This is a genomic window from Rhizobium sp. C1 (genome assembly GCF_021026335.1).
Taxonomy (GTDB): Bacteria; Pseudomonadota; Alphaproteobacteria; order Rhizobiales; family Rhizobiaceae; genus Ensifer_A.
In genome coordinates, this window is sequence record NZ_JAJNCY010000003.1 from 15,151 (window position 1) to 35,632 (window position 20,482).

General features: G+C 63.5%; 15 protein-coding genes. 6 read left to right on the plus strand and 9 right to left on the minus strand.

The genetic code is table 11. The features are described from left to right. Nucleotides 1–81 precede the first annotated feature (81 nt). On the plus strand, nt 82–1,338 hold the full coding sequence (locus LQK83_RS08395) for a D-amino acid dehydrogenase (RefSeq protein WP_230836953.1): 1,257 nt from the start codon (nt 82–84) through the stop codon (nt 1,336–1,338). A 55-nt stretch (nt 1,339–1,393) separates the two neighbouring features. Here LQK83_RS08395 and LQK83_RS08400 read toward each other — a convergent pair whose 3' ends face one another. The 8 genes from LQK83_RS08400 to LQK83_RS08435 form a co-directional block, all read right to left on the minus strand. Beyond that, the gene (locus LQK83_RS08400; RefSeq protein ID WP_230836954.1) at nt 1,394–2,191 is read right to left on the minus strand and encodes an ABC transporter permease; all 798 of its coding nucleotides are present in this window, start codon (nt 2,189–2,191) and stop codon (nt 1,394–1,396) included. Beyond that, complete coding sequence (locus LQK83_RS08405; protein ID WP_230836955.1) at nt 2,188–3,045, minus strand: ABC transporter permease; 858 nt, start codon at nt 3,043–3,045, stop codon at nt 2,188–2,190. The genes LQK83_RS08400 and LQK83_RS08405 overlap by 4 nt, the downstream gene beginning before the upstream one ends. Nucleotides 3,046–3,107: 62 nt before the next feature. After that, nucleotides 3,108–4,277 (minus strand): ABC transporter substrate-binding protein, encoded by a 1,170-nt coding sequence (locus LQK83_RS08410; RefSeq protein WP_230836956.1) that lies wholly within the window; start codon nt 4,275–4,277, stop codon nt 3,108–3,110. Between the two features lie 32 nt (nt 4,278–4,309). Further along, nucleotides 4,310–5,401, minus strand: a complete 1,092-nt coding sequence (locus tag LQK83_RS08415; protein ID WP_230836957.1) for an ABC transporter ATP-binding protein — start codon at nt 5,399–5,401, stop codon at nt 4,310–4,312. A gap of 1 nt (nt 5,402) precedes the next feature. After that, nucleotides 5,403–7,478 carry a hydantoinase/oxoprolinase family protein gene (locus LQK83_RS08420; RefSeq protein ID WP_230836958.1) on the minus strand — a complete coding sequence of 692 codons (2,076 nt, stop codon included), beginning with the start codon at nt 7,476–7,478 and terminating at the stop codon, nt 5,403–5,405. Continuing rightward, nucleotides 7,475–9,163 carry a hydantoinase B/oxoprolinase family protein gene (locus LQK83_RS08425; protein ID WP_230836959.1) on the minus strand — a complete coding sequence of 563 codons (1,689 nt, stop codon included), beginning with the start codon at nt 9,161–9,163 and terminating at the stop codon, nt 7,475–7,477. The genes LQK83_RS08420 and LQK83_RS08425 overlap by 4 nt, the downstream gene beginning before the upstream one ends. Before the next feature lie 118 nt (nt 9,164–9,281). Then, nucleotides 9,282–11,969: a LuxR C-terminal-related transcriptional regulator gene (locus LQK83_RS08430; protein ID WP_230836960.1), complete on the minus strand. Its 2,688-nt coding sequence runs from the start codon at nt 11,967–11,969 to the stop codon at nt 9,282–9,284. Between the two features lie 143 nt (nt 11,970–12,112). After that, entirely contained in the window at nt 12,113–13,132 is a 1,020-nt protein-coding gene (locus LQK83_RS08435; protein ID WP_230836961.1) for a GlxA family transcriptional regulator, read from the minus strand. A 323-nt stretch (nt 13,133–13,455) separates the two neighbouring features. On the opposite strand from LQK83_RS08435, the gene LQK83_RS08440 reads away from it, so the two are divergent. The 5 genes from LQK83_RS08440 to LQK83_RS08460 all read left to right on the plus strand — a co-directional run bounded on the left by LQK83_RS08440 (nt 13,456) and on the right by LQK83_RS08460 (nt 19,466). Beyond that, nucleotides 13,456–14,232 (plus strand): amino acid ABC transporter substrate-binding protein, encoded by a 777-nt coding sequence (locus LQK83_RS08440; RefSeq protein ID WP_230836962.1) that lies wholly within the window; start codon nt 13,456–13,458, stop codon nt 14,230–14,232. Between the two features lie 88 nt (nt 14,233–14,320). Further along, nucleotides 14,321–15,001 (plus strand): amino acid ABC transporter permease, encoded by a 681-nt coding sequence (locus tag LQK83_RS08445; protein ID WP_230836963.1) that lies wholly within the window; start codon nt 14,321–14,323, stop codon nt 14,999–15,001. Further along, entirely contained in the window at nt 14,998–15,759 is a 762-nt protein-coding gene (locus tag LQK83_RS08450; protein WP_230836964.1) for an amino acid ABC transporter ATP-binding protein, read from the plus strand. Before LQK83_RS08445 ends, LQK83_RS08450 begins: the two co-directional genes overlap by 4 nt. A 528-nt stretch (nt 15,760–16,287) precedes the next feature. After that, nucleotides 16,288–17,313: a LacI family DNA-binding transcriptional regulator gene (locus LQK83_RS08455; RefSeq protein WP_230836965.1), complete on the plus strand. Its 1,026-nt coding sequence runs from the start codon at nt 16,288–16,290 to the stop codon at nt 17,311–17,313. A 329-nt stretch (nt 17,314–17,642) separates the two neighbouring features. Then, nucleotides 17,643–19,466 (plus strand): ABC transporter ATP-binding protein/permease, encoded by a 1,824-nt coding sequence (locus LQK83_RS08460; protein WP_442966723.1) that lies wholly within the window; start codon nt 17,643–17,645, stop codon nt 19,464–19,466. Here the strand turns inward: LQK83_RS08460 and LQK83_RS08465 are convergent. Next, nucleotides 19,463–20,473: a zinc-dependent alcohol dehydrogenase family protein gene (locus LQK83_RS08465; RefSeq protein WP_230837308.1), complete on the minus strand. Its 1,011-nt coding sequence runs from the start codon at nt 20,471–20,473 to the stop codon at nt 19,463–19,465. The two genes, LQK83_RS08460 and LQK83_RS08465, sit on opposite strands and share 4 nt — an antisense overlap. Between the last annotated feature and the right edge of the window lie 9 nt (nt 20,474–20,482).

A 20,482-nucleotide genomic window follows, 5' to 3' on the forward strand; every position in this document is an offset into this window, starting at 1 on the left:
CATCGCCGTTCACCCCCGAACCGGGCCGCCAAAATCTTCTGACATTATGAAAGCGCATTTCCTTCCAGAGGGGATAACAAGATGAAAGTGATCGTTCTCGGTGCCGGCATTGTCGGCGTGACTTCGGCTTATGAACTCGCCAAGGCTGGCCATGAGGTGACGGTTGTCGACCGTCAGCCCGGTCCGGCGCTGGAAACCAGCTATGCCAATGCCGGGGAGGTCTCCTTCGGCTATTGCTCGCCCTGGGCCGCACCCGGCATTCCGATGAAGGCGATGAAGTGGCTGTTCATGGAACACGCGCCGCTCATCCTGCGACCCAAGATCGACGCGGCAATGATCTCCTGGATGATCAAGATGCTGTCCAACTGCACGTCGGGCCGTTATGCGATCAACAAGAGTCGGATGCTCCGGCTTGCCGATTACAGCCGCGTGTCACTCGCGGCGCTTCGCGCCGAGACCGGCATCGCCTATGACGAGCGGATGCAGGGCACGCTGCAGCTGTTCCGCACCGAGAAGCAGCTCGAGGCCTCCGCCAAAGACGTCAAGGCGCTTGCCGCTGATGGCGTCCCTTACGAAGTCCTTGATCCGGAAGGCTGTGTGCGTGCCGAGCCGGCGCTGAAACATGTGCGCGAAAAGATTGTCGGCGGCTTGCTGACGCCGAAGGACGAGACGGGCGATTGCTTCAAGTTTTCGAATGCGCTCGCCCTCAAGGCTGCCGGGATGGGTGTGACCTTCCGCTATGGCAGTATCGTGCGCAGCATCGACGTGGAGGGTGGCAAGGTGCGCGGCGTTGTCACGGCCCATGGCCGGCTCGAGGCCGATGCGGTCGTCGTGGCGCTCGGAAGCTTCTCGCCGCTTCTGGTCCGGCCGCATGGCATCAGCCTGCCGGTCTACCCGGTCAAGGGCTATTCGCTGACCATTCCGATCGTCGACCCCTCGCGCGCGCCGGAATCGACCGTGATGGACGAGACCTACAAGATCGCGATCACCCGCCTTGGCGATCGCATCCGCGTCGGCGGCATGGCGGAAATCTCGGGCTATACGAATGATCTCGGTGAGCCGCGCCGGCTGACGCTGGAACATTCCGTTACCGATCTCTTCCCCGGCGGCGATGTCTCCAAGGCCGCCTTCTGGTCGGGCCTGCGCCCGATGACGCCGGACGGTACGCCGGTCATCGGGCCGACGAAGGTACAGGGTCTCTTCCTCAATACCGGCCACGGAACGCTCGGCTGGACGATGAGCTCCGGCTCCGCCCGCGTGATCGCCGACCTCGTCTCCGGCCGCAAGCCTGAGATCGACGCGACCGATCTTGCTATTGCGCGCTACGCTGTGCGTTGAGCGCAAGCGAGCTTATCCTTCTGCAAGCGCCGCCAGCTTCGCCCGGCGGCGTTTTTCATTGGGCTTTTCTGGCGCGGCCGGCAATTAGCACGACGCTGGCGACGATGAGGATGGACAGGAGGAGGATCGCGCCCGAGATGGCATAGATGACCGGAGATGCGCCCGAATTCATCTTGCCGAAGAGGACGACGGGCAGGGTGTTTTGCCGCCCCGACAGATAGAAGGCGCGGGTGAATTCGTTGAGCGAGAGCAGGAAGGCGAAGATGAAGCCGCTTGTCAGACCCGGCCGGATGAGCGGCAGGGTTATGTCGTGGAACTGTCGCCAGCGGCTCGCGCCAAGATCGTCGGCGGCCATGAGATAGGCCGGCTTCACCGCAGCGAAACTCGTGAGGATGACGATGAAGGCGAAGGGCATGGCCCAGAGCAGATGGCCGGCAATCACCGTTGCGGCCGAACTCTTGACGCCCGAATGGGTGAAGATCGCCGAGAGCGCCAGCCCCTCGATGACGCCCGGAACGAACATCGGCAGCACCATGGCCAGGAACCAAAGGCTTCGCCCCCATTTCAGTTCGAAATAGGCGAGCGCCGCCAGGAGCGATAGAAGCGTTGCCGTGATCGCGGTGACGAAGGCGATGAACAGCGACTGCCACAGCGCATTCATCAGCGCCGTTTCCTTCGGCAGCGTCGCATACCAATGCAGCGTCAAATCCGACAGACCCGGCAGGCCGGGCTGTAATGAGGCGTTGAAGGAGATCGCCACCAGATAGAGCGGCGGTGCATAGATCACCAGCAGAGAGAGGATCGCCAGCGTCCAGAGAAGCAGCCGGTTGATCACGCCTTCATTGACCATCATTCCGCATCCTCACCGAAGAGGCCCGAGAGCTTGAAGAAGCCGTTGCCGACCAGCACCATGCCGAAGATCGTCGCGAGCATGACCACCGAAATGGCGAAGGCGAGCGGGTAATTGGCGACCCGCATCACGTCGTTGATCATCACCGAGACGATGGAGGCGCCTGCCCCGCCCAGCATCTGCACCTCGGTCGATGAGCCCGCCACCATGACGAAGACGAAGAGGAAGCCGGCAAAAAGGCCCGCATAGGTCAGCGGCACGAGGATGGTGAACAAGGCGCGCCAGAAACCGGCGCCGAGATCGCGCGCCGCCGCCATCAGTTCCGGCGGTACGCGCCGCATCGACAGAAGCAGCGGGAAGACGGCGAAGGGCAGATAGGAGGCGATGAAGCCGATGAAGACCGCGAAATTGCTGAAGAGCAGCCAGTCGAGTGGCGCGCTGGTGATATGCAGCGCCTGCAGCATTTCGTTGATCGCACCCGTGCGCCCCAGAACCAGCCGCCAGGAAAAGGAACGGATCAGGTAGGAGGTGAAGAACGGAATTGTCATGAGGGCCAGGAGCAGCATCTGCACGCGCGGCCCCGACATGACGTGAACGGCGTAGGCCAGCGGATAGGCGAGAAGCGAACAGAGGATGGCCGCGCCGAAGGATTTGGCGAGCGTCGAGACAATCACGGTCCAGCGCCCTGCATCCATGATGGCCGCGTAGCCGGCAAGGCTCAGTTCCGGCTTGATCCAGTAGGTTGCCGGATCCCAGGTCCAGAAGCTCCAGATGACGACAAGCGCCAGCGGCACAACGCCGAGGACGACGACGACGGCGAGCGGCGGAGCAATGAGGAGCGTTCGTCTGAAAGGCATGGCAGGCGTCCGGTGCAGGGCGGGTCAGCGGGCGGCGAGGGCCGCCGCCCGCTTGTGATCAATCAGGCGTTGCGCAGCTTCTGCCACCATTCTTCGTAGAGCTGGAAATTGTCCGGCCGCGTGTTCTGCCAATAGACCTTGCCGGCGAACTTCGCCTTCACATGATCCGCGAGCTTTGCCGCGGCATCGGCCTTGTATTCGTCCGGATGCGCCTTGGCATAGTCGACATTCTTGTCGGTCGGCACCATATAGCCGCGCGTCGCGCCCAGTTCGCAGCCATAGAAGCCGCCGAGAAGACCGTTGACGAAGGCATGGGCCGCATCCGACATGCCGCGATCCACGGCGCCCTTGAGGAGGACCGTGTTGTTGCCCCACCCTTCATAGCCTTCGACAGGGGCGGCATATTCGACCTGAAGCCCGCGCTTGCGGCCTTCATAGACGATCGGCTCCCAGCCGGTCATGGCGTCGACTTCCTCGTTGGCAACGAGCTGCACCCCCTGTTCCCAGCCGTTCCAGAACGTACGGAACTGGCCATCCTTCTTGTGCTTGATCAGGAATTCCATCACGAGGCCGAGTTCTGATTCCGACAGGTTGCCGGGATCCTTGATCGGCTTGTTCTCGGATTCCTTCAGATACATGGCGGTGAAGATCGCGCTGTTGATCCAGGCGTCTTCCATCGCGACGCGGCCTTTGAGTTTTTTGTCGAAGATCACGCCATAGCTGTCGACCTTGCCGAGCTTGTCGGGGCGGTAGATGATGGAGTCGGCGTTGACCACCGTCGGAATGCCGATCTGCTTGCCGTCGAGCCTGAGATAGGGAATGTCCTTGGCCCACTGCCAGACGCTGGCATAGTTCGGGATCTTGGAGACGTCCCAGGCAACGATATGGCCCTGCTTGGCCAGTTCCTTTTCCGCGCCGCCCTGAAAGCCGCCGACATCGAAGAGATCGTTGGCGTTGCCTGCGGCAAGACGGGCAAGGACCGGGCCGATATCGTTGCCGTTGTCGGTGAATTGTGGCGCGATGCCGGTTTGCTTGGCAAATTCCTGCCACTTGTCGCCGATGTCGAGCGTCGCCGTCGCCCAGAAGGCGACCGTCCTGTCATCGGCAAGCGCTCGGCCTCCCAGGCCGAGACTGCCGGCGGCAAGTGCTGCCCCGCCAAGCCCCATGAGCTTGAGCATGTCGCGGCGGCTTGCATTGCTGGAAAGCGGGCTGAATATGTGCTGTCGTTTCATTTTTTTCATTCCCCTTTTTATCCGCCGCGGTTTCACGTCGCGGACGGCATTCCCGAGTTTGGAATTGCAATGGCCGCCCCTTCCGACATGGCGAGCGTCACCGCGCTGCCCGGTTGAAGGCGGGCGGCCGGGTTGTCGCTGGAGACCGCGAGAGAGACCTCCTGTCCGTCGGCAAAGGCGAGGCGCAGATCGGTGGACAGCCCCCGGAAGGTCGCACCTCGAAGCGTCAGCGACAGCGCGCCCGGTGCGGCGCAGTTGACGATGCCCAGTCTGTCAGGCCGGACGGCCACAACCAGATCGCGCGTGTTGCCGGTGACGGCGCCGCTCAGCGGAACGGCCTGTCCGGCCACGAGCGCGAAGGCAAAGGCTCCGCCGGCGGCGGTCTCGATGCGCTCCGGCTTCAGCAGCGTCTCTATCCCGACGAAGCGGGCGACGAAGGCATTGGCGGGCCGCTCGAAGAATCGGGCAGGCGCATCGACCTGTTCGATCCGCCCGCGATGCATCACGGCCATGCGGTCGGAAAGGCTCAGCGCCTCGTCCTGATTGTGGGTGACGAGAATGAAGGTCGCGCCGGTGCGCTTGTGCAGGCGGCCGAATTCGTCGCGCATCTGCTGGCGCAGCCGCTCGTCAAGGCCGGTCAAGGGCTCGTCGAGAAGCAGGATGCCCGGCTCCATGACCAGTGCGCGGGCGAGCGCCACGCGCTGGCGCTGGCCGCCGGACATCATGCCGATCTGCCGCGGGCCGAAGCCGCCAAGTTCAACCAGTTCCAGCGCGTCATCGACCTTTTTCGCAAGCGCCGGCCCTTTCAGGCCACGCAGTTTCAGCCCGTAGCCGATATTTTCGGCCACCGTCATGTGCGGGAAGAGGGCGAGATTCTGGAAGACCGTGTTGACCGGGCGCCGGTTCGCCGGAATGTCGAGCACGCTCCTTCCGTCAAAGGCGATGTCGCCGGAGGTGGGCCGGTCGAAGCCGCCGATGAGCTTCAGGAGCGTGCTCTTCCCGCAGCCGGACGAGCCGAGCAGCGTGAAGAATTCGCCGGCACCGATGGAAAGGTCGATGCCGCCAAGGCCCGCAACCGGGCCGAACATGCGTGTGACGCCCCTGATGTCGATGGCGATCGCCATGTCAGCGGCCCTCCTGTCCGGAGGTGGTGCCCAGGTCGCGCAGCACCATGATGCCTTCCGCCGTGACGCGCATGCTCTGGCCGATCTGGATGAGGCTCGTTGTCGTCGGCTCTTCGACCAGCGCGGGGCCGGCGATTTCGTCTTCGAGCGGCAGCAGGTCGCGCTCGTAGACCGGGCATTCGCGCCAGCCGATCTGCGCACCGAAATAGACGCTGCGGCTCCCCTTGAGCGCCGTTGCAAGCGAACGACCTTCACGAGCAAGCGCCGGCAGCGTGATGACCGGGCCGTCGAGAACGGCTTCCAGATGCAGCGTCGTGATCTCGATGGCCGCTGACGGCAGACGGAAGGTGTAGGCTTTTTCGTGCGCCGCATGGAACCGTGCCGAGAAAGTCTCGACCGTATCGCCCGCCTCGAAATCGGCCACGACCCCATGTTCCTGCCCGCGATAGCGCGCTTCGAGCCGGTGGATCAGGCGGATCGGCGCATCCTCGCCCTTGCCGAAATAGGTGACCGCCTGGCGCTCCAGGGCGGCGAACCGGCGCAGCGCCTCGGGCAGAGCGGGGTCAGAAAGGGCGGCAAACCAGGTCGCTCGGAAATCGGCCCGCGGCTCGGCGGCCAGCATGCCCCAGGCAGAGAAAATGCCGGAATGCGGCGGAACGACGGTCGCCTTGACCGATAGCTCGCGGCCAAGCCGGGCGGCGAGCGCCGGGCCCGCGCCGCCGCTGATGACGAAGACAGCATCTCGGGGATCGTGACCGCGCTGCACGGTCACGAGTTTCAGCGCGTTGATCATGCTGGCATGGGCGATTTCGACGATGGCCAATGCTGCATCCTCGACCGTCATGCCGAGCCTGTCGCCCACCGTGCGGATCGCGGCAGCTGCCTTGTCCTTGTCGAGCTGCATGGAGCCGCCGGCAAAGCTCCCCGAATCGAAAATGCCGAGCGCCAGCAGCGCATCGGTGATCGTCGGTTCCGTGCCGCCCCGGCCGTAGCAGGCGGGGCCGGGCGTGGAGCCGGCGCTTTGCGGACCGACGCGCAGCGCGCCGCGCTCGTCGAGCCAGGCAATCGAGCCGCCGCCGGAGCCGATCTCCACGATGTCAACCACCGGCACTTGCACCGGATAGCCGGGCGCGATGCGCGAATGTTCGAGCTTGTATTCGACATTCAGGGTTGGCCGGCCATCATGGATCAGTGAGCACTTCGCCGTCGTGCCGCCGACATCGAGATGCAGGACCTCGCTCTCGCCCAGTGCCTGGCCGATGCGCGCAGCCCCCGCCACGCCGCCGGCAGGGCCGGATTCGACCAACGTCAGCGGACTGGCGGTCGCCTGATCGAAGGTCGAGATGCCGCCGTTCGACTGCATCGCATAATAGGGGCAGGTCAGGTCGCGCCGCATCAGTGCCGCTTCCAGCCGCTCGAAATAGCGGCGGATGATCGGTTGTACATAGGCATTGAGCACGACCGTGTTCGAACGCTCGTATTCGCGCCATTGCCGCGACACTTCGTGGCTGGCGCAGACTGTCGCCTCGGGGAGTGCTTCGGCAATCAGCCGCGCGCAGCGCTCTTCATGTTCCGGATTGGCGTAGGCATGCAGGAAGAGAATGGCCACGGCCTCGATCTTCTCGGCCTTGCAGGCCGCGACGATGGGGCGGAGATCCTCTTCATGGAACGGGGTTGCGATCTCGCCTGCCGCATTCATCCGCTCTCGCACCTCGAAACGCAGCCGGCGCGGCACGAAGGGCTCGGGGCTGTGGAATTGCAGATTGTAGAGGTCCGGCCGGTTGCCGCGGCCAATTTCCAGCACGTCGCGGAAGCCGGCGGTGGTGATGAGCGCCGTGCGTACGCCCTTGCGCTCGGTGATCGCGTTGATGACGGTCGTGCCACCATGGGCGAAGAAGGTGACGTTGCGGGTGACGAGACCATCGGCGGCTTCCGAGGCCGCAATCGCGTTGAGTACGCCTTCCGACTGGTCATGAACCGTGGTCAGGCTCTTGGCTGTGAAGAGCGCGCCGTTGCGTTCGTCATAGCCGACGAGATCGGTAAAGGTGCCGCCGACATCGGTTGCGAGCCTGATCATGCGGCGTCTCCTGTCTTGCCATAAATTTCCTTGGCGCGGGCTTCCGTCAGGAAGCCGTTGCGAATGTCCTCGGCAATCAGCGCCGGTTCGCGTGAACCGGGTTCGCCCCAGCCGCCGCCGCCGCCGCTGACGATCCGCACGACATCGCCCGAGTTGAGATCGAGATGGGCGACGCGGCCATGGCGCTCGACGCTGCCTCCGGTACGCGCAATTTCCAGCGCGTTGACCGTGCCTTCGCTGCCGCCATCCATGCCCCAGGGGGCGATGCGGGTGCGGCCGAAACTGCCATAGGCGGTCGTTTCGTGACCGAGGATTTCATATTCGCGCACCACGCCGTAGCCGCCGCGCCGGCGGCCGGCCCCCACTCCGCCCTCGACATTGAAACCATAGCGGCGGACCCGCAGCGGGAAGCGCGCCTCGATCACCTCAATGGAATAATTGTAGGTGTCACCGTCCGTGAGCGCGATGATCGCGCCAGCACCATCCTGCGTGGGCGTCGCGCCCCAGCCGCCATGCTGCGGCTCGATATGGATGAAGGGTTCGCCATGGGCATCCTTGCCGGCGATATAGACCACGCAGAGGCTGGAATAGGAGCCGGCGGAAAAGCGCTCCGGCTTCAGCGGCGCCAGCGCCTTCCACATGAGTTCGGAGGCATGCACCGAGCCTTCGTAATACCAGCCGGTCGGCGAGGGCTTTTCTGCGGTGAAGATCGTGCCGGGCGGACAGATGACGGTCAGCGGCCGGAACCAGCCTTCATTGGAAGGGGCCTGTGGACCGACAAGGGCTTTCACGATGGTCTTGACGGCCGATTGCAGCGCGCCTCGCGCGCAGTTGATCGGGCCGGACACGGCGGGCGGGCAGCCCGTAAAATCGGCGATCATCCGGTCGCCCTCGATGGTGACTGTGACCTCAATTGCGATCGGTTCGTCATTCACGCCGTCGCCGTCGATGATGTCCGCCGCCTCGTAGCGACCGTCGGGCAGTGCGGAGATCGCCGCGCGCGCCTGCGCTTCGCTGGCGTCGAGGAGGTTCTCGAAGGCGGCGAGAACGGTCTCGGCTCCGTATTTAGCGGCGAGCTCGCCGACGCGCCGGTCGGCCACGCGCACGGTGGCGATCTGCGCATTGAGATCGCCAAGCGCGATGTCCGGCATGCGGACATTTTCGGCGACGACATGCAGGATATCGTCGTCAAAGACGCCGGCGCGCACGACGCGGACGCCGGCAAGCCGCAGGCCTTCCTGGAAGACGGAGGTCGCGTCCGGCGCAAGACTGCCGGGAACGGAGCCGCCGACATCGAGATAATGCGCGACATTGATCGCATAGGCGATGATCTGCCCGTCGACGAAGAGCGGTTTGACAATGGCGAAGTCGCAGGAATGGGTGCCGCCGGCGTAAGGATCGTTGGAAAGAAGAATGTCGCCATCGACGAGACGCGGGCCGAAGCGGTCGATCAGCGAGCGGACCTGAAAGCCGAATGTGCCGGTAAACAGCGTGATGCCGTTCATCTGCGCGACCAGCTCGCCATCGGCGGTCAGCAGGCCGCAGGCGAAATCGAGGATTTCATAGATGACCGGGCTCATGCTGGTGCGCGCCATGACAAGACCCATCTCATCGACGGTCGCCATCAGCTTGCCTTCGATGATCTCCTGTGTGACGGGATCGACGGTGCGGGAACCGGACAGCATGTATTACCCCTCTTTTTGTGGGGGAACTATGCGGCGGGATGGGCGGGTCGTGAAGCTGACCAGATGGGTAGGCTGGCACGGTCGCAGACCCTACCCGATCGGGTAGGGTTGCCTTCCTTCAGGCGATCAGGCCGGACTGGCGCGCGGCGCTGACAGCTGCGGTGCGGGTCGTGACGTTGAGCTTGGCGAAAATGTTACGTAAATGGAATTTCACGGTGTTGTCGCTCAGCGACAGCCGGCGGCCGATCTCCTTGTTGCCCAAGCCCTGGCTGACCAGCCGCATCACCGCCTGCTCGCGCTCCGTCAGAGCGTTGGGAAGAGAAGCGTTCGCCGCCAAAGCTACCTCGGCCTTCCCGGGGTCGGCCAGCACGGCCTCCAGCCGCTTGCGGATCAGGTCCGGCAGATCGGCCTGGCGCGCAAGGGCCGTGAGGCTCTGCGAGAAGGCACTCCCTTCCAGCGACACCAGCGCGCGATAATCCGTCAGGGGCTGGGTCAGCAGAAGGTCCGAGAGCCGGGCGGCCGCCTCCGCCACGCGCCCCTCGGCGAGAGACAGGCGGATATCCAGAAGGTCGAGTTCAATGGCGCGCACGACATGCGGCTTCTGCTTCTGCTGGGTCAGAAGCCTTGAGAAGAGGGCACGGGCCTGCGCCAGATCGCCGGTCTGCATATGGATACGCGTCCAGAGGAGCGCCGGAACGCTGCCCCGCAGGCGGAGCGACAAATCGTTGGCGGGACCATCGCCGCCAAGCCTTGCGCCGAGACCGTTAGCCTCGGCGAAGCGGATCGCCTCCTCGATATCGCCGGTCGCGATCAGCAGGCTGGCGCGCTCGGAATCGATGAGCCGCGTCAGCCGGTCGAAACCGCGCCTGCGGGCGACGGCGCGCGCACGGTCCATGGCAGCGTGGGCGGCGATGGTGTCGCCGTCGAGCCGCAGCACGCGCTGCTGGGCGGTGAAACCGGCCGCGAGAAGGTCGTGCCAGGCATCGTGGCGCTCCACATGCGGCAGCGCCCAGGCCAGCCGTGCCTCGGCGGCCGCGTTGTCGCCGCGCGCCGTCAGTGCCTCGGCCTTCATCACATCGCCCATGGCGTCAAGATCGCTCCCGCGGCCCATGAGGCGCACGGCCTCGTCGATGAGATTATCGTAGCATTCTTCCGCCGTGGCGACATCGCCATCGAAATAGGCGGCCTGCCCGACATGGAGATAAAGGTGGATCGCGCCGAATTCCGCCCCGCCGTCGCGGAATGTCTGCATGGCAAGCCGCCCGTAGTGCTGAGCACGCTCGAGATCGGAGCGGATGAGGAAATTGTAGGACAGCATGTTGAGAGACAGGCCGCGATGCACGAGCGCGCTGACGCTTTCCCGCGTGAGATCGGCTTCCAGTGCCGCCAGCTCCGCAGCACTCACCCAGCGGTCCGCATAAAGCGCCAGAAGAACGCCGATGACGCGAAGCGCCTGCGCCACAGCGTCGTCGGCACTGTGCGGCGTCTTGCGGGCCAGGGCCATGTAATGGTCGGCCGCATCCAGCTGGCCGGTCTTGGCGCTGACGACGGCAAGGCCGAGCGTGGTCAGCGGATAACGCGGCAGATCGACGGCATCGGCCATGTCCGCAAGTCGTCGGAAGAGGCCCGGTCCGCCGCGCTTCGTCATGTAGACCCGTTGCCATCCGCCCGCCGCCTCGATGATTTCGGCGGCCAGCGACGGAGAGCCGGCGAGGAAGGCGTGATCGACCGCAGAGAGCAGGTCGCCCTCCTTCTGGAACCAGCGCGCCGCCCTGACGAGCCGGTCGCGGGAAGCGCTGCCTGCCTCTTCTGCCGCCTCGCGCAGATAGGCGTTGAAGACGGGATGACAGCGCATCCAGCGACCCTCACGGTCGAGCACGGCGACGGGAAGTGCATAGTCGCGCAGCAGCGCGAAGGCCGTCGTCGTGTCCCAGTCGCAAACGGCGCCGACGAGATCGCGGCTGATCGCGGGCAGACAGGCCGTTTCCATCAGGAGCCGACGCAGCGCCTCGGGCAGGCCGGAAAAGGCCTGTTCCGCGAGATAGCGGCCCATGTCCTCGTTGCGCCCGTTGAAAGCTTCGAGGATTGTCTTGCTGTCGGCGGCATCGTCGTCCACCAGCAGCCGGACCATTTGCAGCGCGACCGCCCAGCCCTCGGCGCGGCGATTGAGTTCGGCCAGTTCGTCACCGTTCAGCCGCGCCTCGCGGCCCCCAAACAGCGCCTGCGCCTCGTGGTCGGAAAAGGCGAGTTCGGCGACGCCGATCTGGCGGAATTCGTCGGCGAGGCGGAGCGCCGAGCGCGGAACATGCGGCGTACTGCGCGACACGATGACGAATTTGACATGGGCAAGCTCGGGTCGGGCGAGTAGCCGCGCGAGTGCGCTTTCATTCGCATCCGTCTGGGTCAGATGGTAATCGTCGAGAAATAGCGCGACCGGCCCCGGCAATCGTTCCAGTCGCGTCACAAGCACCGACAGCAGCGTGGCGACAGACAGCGAGCCGCGGTCGCTTTCCATTGCGCCATCCGGCATGGCGGTATCGAGCATTTCGATCAGCGCCAGAAGAAAGCCGGCCTGGTCGTTGTCGTCCGGGTCGAGCGAGACCCAAAGGACCGTCGTGCCGGCGGCAGCCAGACGCGCATACCATTGCGCCGCCAGCGACGTCTTGCCGTATCCGGCGGGCGCAACGATCAGGTTCAGCCGCCTGAGCCGGGTTTGAGCAAGGCTTTCCAGCAGCGCACGCCGCTCGATTTTTCCCTCATCGAGCGGCGGCCGGAACCTGATCTGCTTGCGGTGCGAATTCTGCATCCGGCTTTTCTTAAAGTATTTGCCGAGATGGTCCAGAGGCAAGGCCCGGCAGATCTGCCTGACTGGAGCGGAGCCGTCCGGCGGTGATTGATCAAGGCTTTGGCCTGACCCGGGCGGTCCCGTGAGATGTCGGCGTCGTCACCCTAAGGGGCGCCATCAGGCCGGGGCCGGCGCTTGGAGCGCAGGGTTCCGGGCGAGTGGCCGAAAACCTTCTTGAAGGTCTTGGCGAAATAGGAGGCATTGGTGAAGCCTACCTCGACGGCGATGTCGACGAGCGGTGTTCTGGTCTTGAGCACCATCTGCCTGGCGCGCTCCAGCCGGACCTTCTGGTAGACTGCCGCCGGTGTGTTGTTCGTATTCTCGATAAAGATCCGCTCCAGCTGGCGTCTCGACAGACCAACCGATTTCGCGATGGCCGGGATTGAGATCTTCTTCTCGACATGGCTTTCCATCAGGATCAGCGCTGCCCGCAGCCGGTCGTCGCCGCTCTCGATTTCCAGCGGCCGGCGCGGCTGGATGTCGAAGGCGGTGCGGGCCTTGTCGATCTGCAGCACTTCCAGCGCATTGCGCTCGGCTGCGCGTCCGACATGGCGGCGCACGATGGAGGCTGCCAGATCCGCAGCGCTGCTGCCGCCCGCGCAGGAGCCGCGTTCACGGTCGAGATTGTAAAGCCGGTCAGCGCGGACGGGATGATCGGGGAAGCGTTCGCGGAAGGTCTGATAGTGCAGCCAGCTGACACAGGTCTCGTGCTGCCCCATCAGCCCGGCTTCTGCAAGAATGAACGTGCCGGTGCAGATGCCGATCAGCGGCACTCTTCTGGCCGCCGTCTTCTTCAGGAAGGCAAGAGTCTCGTGATCGACCGCCAGATCGTTGCGCAACAGCCCGCCGACCACCGCCACGTAGTCGAATTCCGCAGGATCGACAAAGTCGGAGGTCGGGGCCACCTGAACCCCGCAGCTTGAGGTGATGAGATGGCGGGTGCTGCCCAGCACTTTCCAGTCGGCCAGGATGCGGCCCGATTTATCCGCCTCGTCGCTGGCGAGCCGCAATGTATCTACAAACAGCGCGAAAGCGGACAGCGTGAAGGAGCGCGCCAGCACGAAGCCGACCTGAAGGCGCTTCCCACCGGTTGCCTCACGAGCCTTTTGCTGCGGCAGTTTCAATCGGAAATCTCCCTGCGCTATAGGGCGTCCGCCCTGCGCCGCTTGCACTCTATCGTACGCCAACCCCACTATACTAGGACCGGCGCGACCGGCGAGGCTGTTTCCGGACCGACCGAAATCGGGCGAGGGCCGACGCCGGCGAAGCATCGAAAGAGATCGTTTGCCCAAATCAAAGGCAAATATTCCACGTCGCTGGTGGAACCGCGAAAAACCTTCGCCGTTAGTGATGGAATTTGAAGTCCTGTGCGCATCGCGGCTCTCAGCGCCGTGCCATATTCACCGCATCGGGAAATCGTCCCGCAATGACAAGTTCGGATACAATCATGAAACTCATTCACACGCTCCTCGCTGCCGCAACCTTTGCCCAGATCGCGCTTGCCGGCGCGGCCTATGCCGGCTCCAATCTCGACGAGATCAAGAAGGCGGACACTCTGAAGATCGGCACCGAAGGCACCTATGCGCCCTTCACCTATCACGATGCCTCCGGCAAGCTGGTCGGATTCGACGTGGAGATCGGCGAAGCGATTGCCAAGAAGCTGGGCGTGAAGCCGGAATTCATCGAGGGCAAGTGGGACGGTCTGATCGCCGGCCTGGACGCCAAACGCTATGATGTCGTGATCAACCAGGTCGGCATCACCGAAGCGCGCAAGAAGAAATACGATTTCTCCGAGCCCTATATCGCTTCCAAGGCTGTGCTGATCGTCAAGCAGGACAATGACAAGATCAAGTCCTTTGCCGATCTGAAAGGCAAGAAGGCCGCTCAGTCCCTGACGAGCAACTTCGGCAAGCTCGCCGAATCCAATGGTGCGGAACTGGTGGGCACCGATGGGTTCGACCAGTCGATCCAGCTCGTGCTGACCGGTCGTGCGGACGCGACCATCAACGACAGCCTGTCCTTCCTGGATTTCAAGAAGCACAAGCCTGACGCGCCGGTGAAGGTGGTTGCCACTGAAGCAAATGCCGACTATTCCGGCATCATCATCCGCAAGGGCGAGCCGGAGCTTCTGGCCGCCATCAACAAAGCACTGGCCGACATCAAGGCCGATGGCACCTACGATGCGATCTCGAAGAAGTATTTCGGCGAGGACGTCTCGAAGTAAATCGGCCGGTTTCGTCAACGCCGTGACATCGTTATAATCCGATCCGCTCCGGCATGCCGGGGCGGATCGTTTTTCAGGGGTATACGATTTGCCTTCCTGGCTTCAACTCATGCTGGATTCGCTCCAGCCGCTTCTCTGGGCGGGCCTGATCTTCACGGTGCCGCTGACGCTGCTCTCCTTTGTGCTCGGTCTGGCGCTGGGTCTCGTCACGGCGATCGCCCGGCTTTTTGGCCCGCGGCCGGTGTCGGACGTCGCCCGCTTTTATGTCTGGGTGATCCGCGGAACGCCGCTGCTGGTGCAGCTCTTCGTCATTTTCTACGGGCTTCCGAGCGCCGGGATTCTGCTGTCGGCCTTTCCGGCCGCGTTGATCGGCTTCACCCTCAATGTCGGGGCCTATACGTCGGAAATCATCCGTGCCGCGATATCGTCCGTGCCGCGCGGCCAGTGGGAGGCCGCCTATTCGATCGGCATGAGCTGGAGCCAGGCCATGCGCCGCACGATCCTGCCGCAGGCAACGCGCGTTGCCGTGCCGCCGCTTTCCAACACCTTCATTTCGTTGGTCAAGGACACATCGCTCGCTGCCGCCATCACGGTGCCCGAGCTGTTCCAGACCGCGCAGCGGATTGTCGCCACGACCTATGAGCCGCTGATCCTTTATATTGAAGCAGCGCTGATCTATCTGGCGATGAGCTCGGTTCTCTCGCTCTTGCAGACGCGGCTGGAGCGCCGCTTTGCCCGCTATGGCGGCTTCCTGGAGGCGCGCACATGATCGAAGTGTCCCACATCGAAAAGCGCTTCGGCGACAATGTGGTTCTGAAGGATGTCAGCGTCACCCTCGCCGAAGGGACGGTGACGGCGCTTGTCGGGCCTTCCGGCGGCGGCAAGAGTACGCTGCTGCGCTGCATCAACCTGCTGGAAATTCCAACCGCCGGCACGATCCGCATCGGCGACAAGGCGCTCGAACTCCAGCCCGGCAAAAAAGTCGGCTGGGATGCGATCCAGCCCCTGCGCCGTCAGACCGGCATGGTCTTCCAGAATTTCCAGCTCTTCCCGCATCAATCGGCCATCGAGAACGTGATGGAAGGCCTTGTGACGGTGCTGAAATGGCCGAAGGAAAAGGCGCGCGCCCATGCGCTCGAACTTCTGCAGAAGGTCGGCATGGCGCATAAGGCGGATGCGTGGCCGGCGACGCTTTCTGGCGGTCAGCAACAGCGTGTGGCGATTGCCCGCGCGCTGGCCCCGTCGCCGCGCGTCTTGCTCTGCGACGAACCGACCTCGGCGCTCGACCCGGAACTGGCGGAAGAAGTGGTCGAAGTCCTGAGCCGGCTCGCCCGTGAAGGCACAACGATGATCATGGCGACGCACGACCTGCGTCTGGCGTCGCGCGTTGCCGACCAGGTGCTGTTTCTCGATGGCGGCGTGATTGTCGAGCAGGGTGCGCCGAACCGGATTTTCCAGACGCCCGAGCGGGAACGCACGAAGAAATTCATCGCGTCGCTGAATGCCGGGCATAGCTACGACATCTGAGGTACAGGCGCACCGGCGATTTCGCCTTTCGCGTGTTGCCGACATCATAAAAAAAACCAGCCTGATGCACGTCAGGCTGGTTGTTTGAAGGAAAGACTCAGAAACTGTTCTGACGCTCGGGCGTCACAGCCCGCCGCGTCGTATCGCGGTTAGGCAGACATGAAAAAGCCGCCAAACGCGACGCGCCTCTCGCGGGCTGCGTTCGCTGTTCGGCGGCTTTATCTCGAGCGCCATTCTTGGGCGCTATCGTTTTCAGTCCCCTCTGGACCTGTTTTCAGGAAAGCACGAACCGTGCCAGATGGGAAAATCTCGGCCGACAAGGTGCTTTCTCGATGATGGGTCCCGAAGTTTCGGCCAGGCTGCTCATATCATGGACCTGCTTTTCTCCGTCCTGCATATTTTTTGGCCACTGCTCCTGTCTTGAACTTCCCGGTGAGCTCAGGAGCGATGTGGTCCATTATTCGCTTGATGTCCGGCGCTTGGGCGCGATACGAGCAGGTATCGACCAGTGTTTCGAGGGGGCGGGACTTGAAAGCGAGCATCAAGGACATTGCCGCCAGGGCAGGAACCTCGGTATCGACCGTGTCGCGTGCGCTCAACCGGTCGGGATATGTGTCTCCTGATGTGCAGGCGCGGGTGGAAGAGGCCGTTCGCGAGTTGAACTATACGCCCAGCAAGGATGCCCGCATGCTGCGCGGCGCGCCAAGCCGGGTCATCGGGCTGATGTTGCCAGCCGTCGATGTGCCCTTTTTCGGCATTCTTGCGCAGGCGATCGAGCAGGCTCTTTTTCAGAAGGGCTATCAGACGCTCATCTGCTGCACGGCCGAGAATGTCGAACGCGAGGCGCGTTATGTTTCCATGTTGCTGTCGCAGCGTGTTGATGGCGTCATCGTGGCCAGCGCGTTCGGTGAGAATGCCCATTTTTCCGCGTTTTCCGCCGCCGGAGTGCCCGTTGTCGCGATCGACCGCGATCTGGGCCCGTTTGCCGATCATCTTGTCACGGCCGATCACCAGACGGGGGCCCGGCTGATGGTCCAGCATCTGACCGCGCTCGGTCATCGCCAGGTGGCGGCCATTGGTGCGCCGGCGCACAGCCAGTCGATCCAGTTGCGGCTGCAATCGATCAAGGAAGCGCTCGTTGCGGCAGGGCAGGAGCTTGTGGCGGTCGCGCTTGGGGAAGAGCATTCATTCTCCGCCGCCTATGCGATGGCGAGGTCGGTCATTGCAGATCATCCCGAGGTGACGGCAATCATCGGCATGACGGATATTGCCGCCATTGCCGCCATTCATGCCGTCCATGATTGCGGCCGCTCGGTTCCGGCCGACGTTTCGGTCATCGGCTTCGATGATCTGCCTGAGGCTGCTTATGTCATTCCCAGCCTGACAACAGTCGCCCAGCCGATCCGCGAGATCGGCGAACAGGCGGCCCGCGTCATCAAGGCGGCAATCGCCGAACGGAAAGGGCAGGATGGATCTGCCCCGGATGCCGTGATCCGCCTGCCCGTCCAGCTCGTGGAGCGGCAATCCACTGCGCCAGTCCGCGATCGCCGCTGAAGGCAGTCCAACCGGCTGATCTTTGGACTGCTTTCATGAACTTCCCAAAGCTCGATTCCTGAGACATGCCCGGAAGCATCCGTACCGAAAGGCCTTTGGACGGTCGCGGCAACCCCTGCGCCCAAGCCTTAATGTGCGTCTGCCGCGGCCTCTTCCGGGAACTATCCGATGCAGTGCCGCGTTTTCAGCCGGGCTCACGAAAACAGCGCAGCGCGTTGCATTTGAGAAACGCGCCACTGGACCAGCACACTTTCCCGAGCCTGCATATTTGATTGGGGGACAATTTGAATACAAATGCCGCGTCGCCGAACCTTGATGAATCCCTCCGCTTGAGCCCGGAAGAAGCCGAAAAGGCGCGCAAGGCCTATCTACTGCAGCGGTTTCTGATCAGCGCACGGGGGTTCTGGGGGCTGTCGGGAGAGAAAGTGGCCTGGATTTGCACTCTCGGGCTTCTGCTCCTCATCGTCGCCAATCTCGGCTTTCAATATGGTTTCAATCTCTGGAACCGCAAATTGTTCGACGCCATCGAACAGCGCAATTCGGACAGCGTGACGTCTCTGGCGAAGATATTCCCGCCTCTGGTCATCGGCAGCGTCAGCCTCGTCACCGCGCAGGTTTACTTCCGCATGCTCATCCAGCGCCGCTGGCGATCGTGGCTGACACAGCTGCTCACCGCCCGCTGGCTGGCGCATGGACGCTATTATCAGCTCAATCTGATCGACGGCGATCATCAGAACCCGGAAGCGCGCATTTCGGAAGACCTGCGCATTGCAACAGAATCGCCGGTCGACTTTGTCTCGGGCGTTCTCGTCGCTTTCCTGTCTGCATCGACCTTTATCGTCGTGCTCTGGTCGATCGGCGGCGCACTGACAATCCCGCTTGCGGGATCGACAATTACCATTCCCGGCTTTCTGGTCATCGCAGCAGTGCTTTATGCCCTGATCACATCGACATCGATCGCGGTCATCGGCCGCAATTTCGTGCAGGTCTCGGAGGTCAAGAACCAGGTGGAAGCCGAATTCCGCTACACGCTGACCCGCGTGCGCGAGAATGGCGAAAGCATCGCGCTTCTGGGTGGCGAGGAGGAGGAGCGCAACGATCTCGACCGGACCTTTGCCAATGTGAGACGCCAGTGGCGGCTCCTCTCGCACCAATATATGCGAACCACGCTCGTTTCGCATACGTCGATGCTGGTGGCGGGTGTTGTCCCCGTTCTGCTCTGCGCGCCGAAATTTCTGGCCGGGACCATGACGCTCGGCGAAGTCATGCAGGCGGCTTCGGCCTTCACCATCGTACAGGGCGCCTTCGGTTGGCTTGTCGACAATTATCCGCGTCTGGCGGACTGGAACGCCTGCGCGCGGCGTGTGGCCTCGTTGATGACCTCTCTCGATGAACTCGAGAGGGCGGAGGAGAACGACACGATCGGGCGCATCCAGCGCGGCGAGGTGAAGCAGGGATCCATTCTCAGCCTCCACAATCTTTCCGTTACGCTGGGAGACGGCCGCGCCGTCGTCAAGGAAACGGAGGTCGAGATCGAACCGGGGGAACGGGTGCTCGTCGCCGGTGCATCCGGTTCGGGCAAGAGCACACTGGTTCGTGCCATCTCGGGCCTTTGGCCATGGGGCGACGGCACGGTCAGCTTCCGCGAGGACAGCCGCCTCTTCATGCTGCCGCAGCGGCCTTATATCCCTTCCGGCACATTGCGGCGCGCCATCGCCTATCCCAGAGGCGCAGAGTGGTGGACGGCGGATCAGCTGGCAACGGCCCTGGAGAAGGTCGGCCTCGGCCAGCTGAAGGAGAAAATGGATGACGACGCGCCCTGGGACCACATCCTGTCCGGCGGCGAGCGGCAGCGGCTGTCGTTCGCCCGTCTTCTTCTGCACAATCCGGATATCGTCGTACTTGACGAGGCCACCTCGGCGCTGGATGAGAAGACTCAGGACGCGATGATGCAAATGCTGATCCGGGAGCTGCCGGCGGCGACGATCCTCAGTGTCGGCCACAGGGCCGAGCTTGAAGACTTTCACAGCCGGAAGATCACGCTGGAACGGCAGGAGGGCGGCGCAAGGCTGGTCAGCGACGTGGACCTTGTGGCCTACCGGAACCGCAAGTCGATGATCGCCCGCCTTCTGCGGCGAAGGCGAAAAGGTTAGGGCCTGACGATCACCTTGATCTCGCCCCGCTCCGGCGCGCTGCCGACAACGTCGGCGACCGCCTCGAGCCCGATCGTGCGTGTGACGAGCCTGTCAAGCTCGAGCGCGCCGCTGGAGACGAGAGCCGCCGCGCGTTGATGCGTGAACGGGTTGAGATAGGCTGGACGCAGATCGACTTCGCTGACCAGAAGGTCGAAGGGCGTGACGGCAACCTCCATGCCCGCCGGCGCAACGCCGAAGAGGACGAGGGTGCCTCCGCGCCGGGTCATCCTGAGCCCGGTCTGGAAGGTTTCAGGGACGCCGGCGCATTCGATGGTCACGTCGGCGCCTCCCTCGGTCAAAGTCTTCACTTCTGCGACTGTGTCGGTCGCCGAGGGATCGAGCGCGTGTGTCGCTCCAAGATCCAGCGCCGTCTCGCGCCGCGAGGCCTGGCGGGTGATGAGGATGATGCGGCCCGCGCCTTCCAGTCTGGCCAGTTGCACCATCAGCAGGCCGATGACGCCGCCACCCAGAATGGCGACGCTGTCGCCGGTCCTGATGCGCGCCTTGTCGATGGCATGCAGGCAGCAGGCCAGCGGCTCGGAAAATGCGCCGTGAACGGGATCGAGACCGGACGGAAGCAGGAAGGCCTGCGCCTCCGGCACGACCGCATATTCGGCGAAGCCGCCATCGCGCGTGACGCCGATCGCCGTCAGCCTTTCGCAAAGGTTCGGGCGGGCGTTGCGGCAGGCGCTGCATGTCCCACAGGCTATGTTCGGATCGACGGTGACGAGTTCGCCGCCGGAAAAGCGGGTGACGCCGGCGCCGACGGCCTCGACAGTGCCCGAGAATTCATGCCCGAGCGTCACGGGAATGGCAGTCGGATATTCGCCCTTGAACATATGCCGGTCCGAGCCGCAAATGCCGGCGGCCAGAACCTTCACCAGGATTTCGCCCGGTCCTGCCACCGGCTTCTCCACGATGCGAAGCGCCATCGAGCCGCTGGCCTCAAGCCGCGCTGCCTTCATTGTCATATT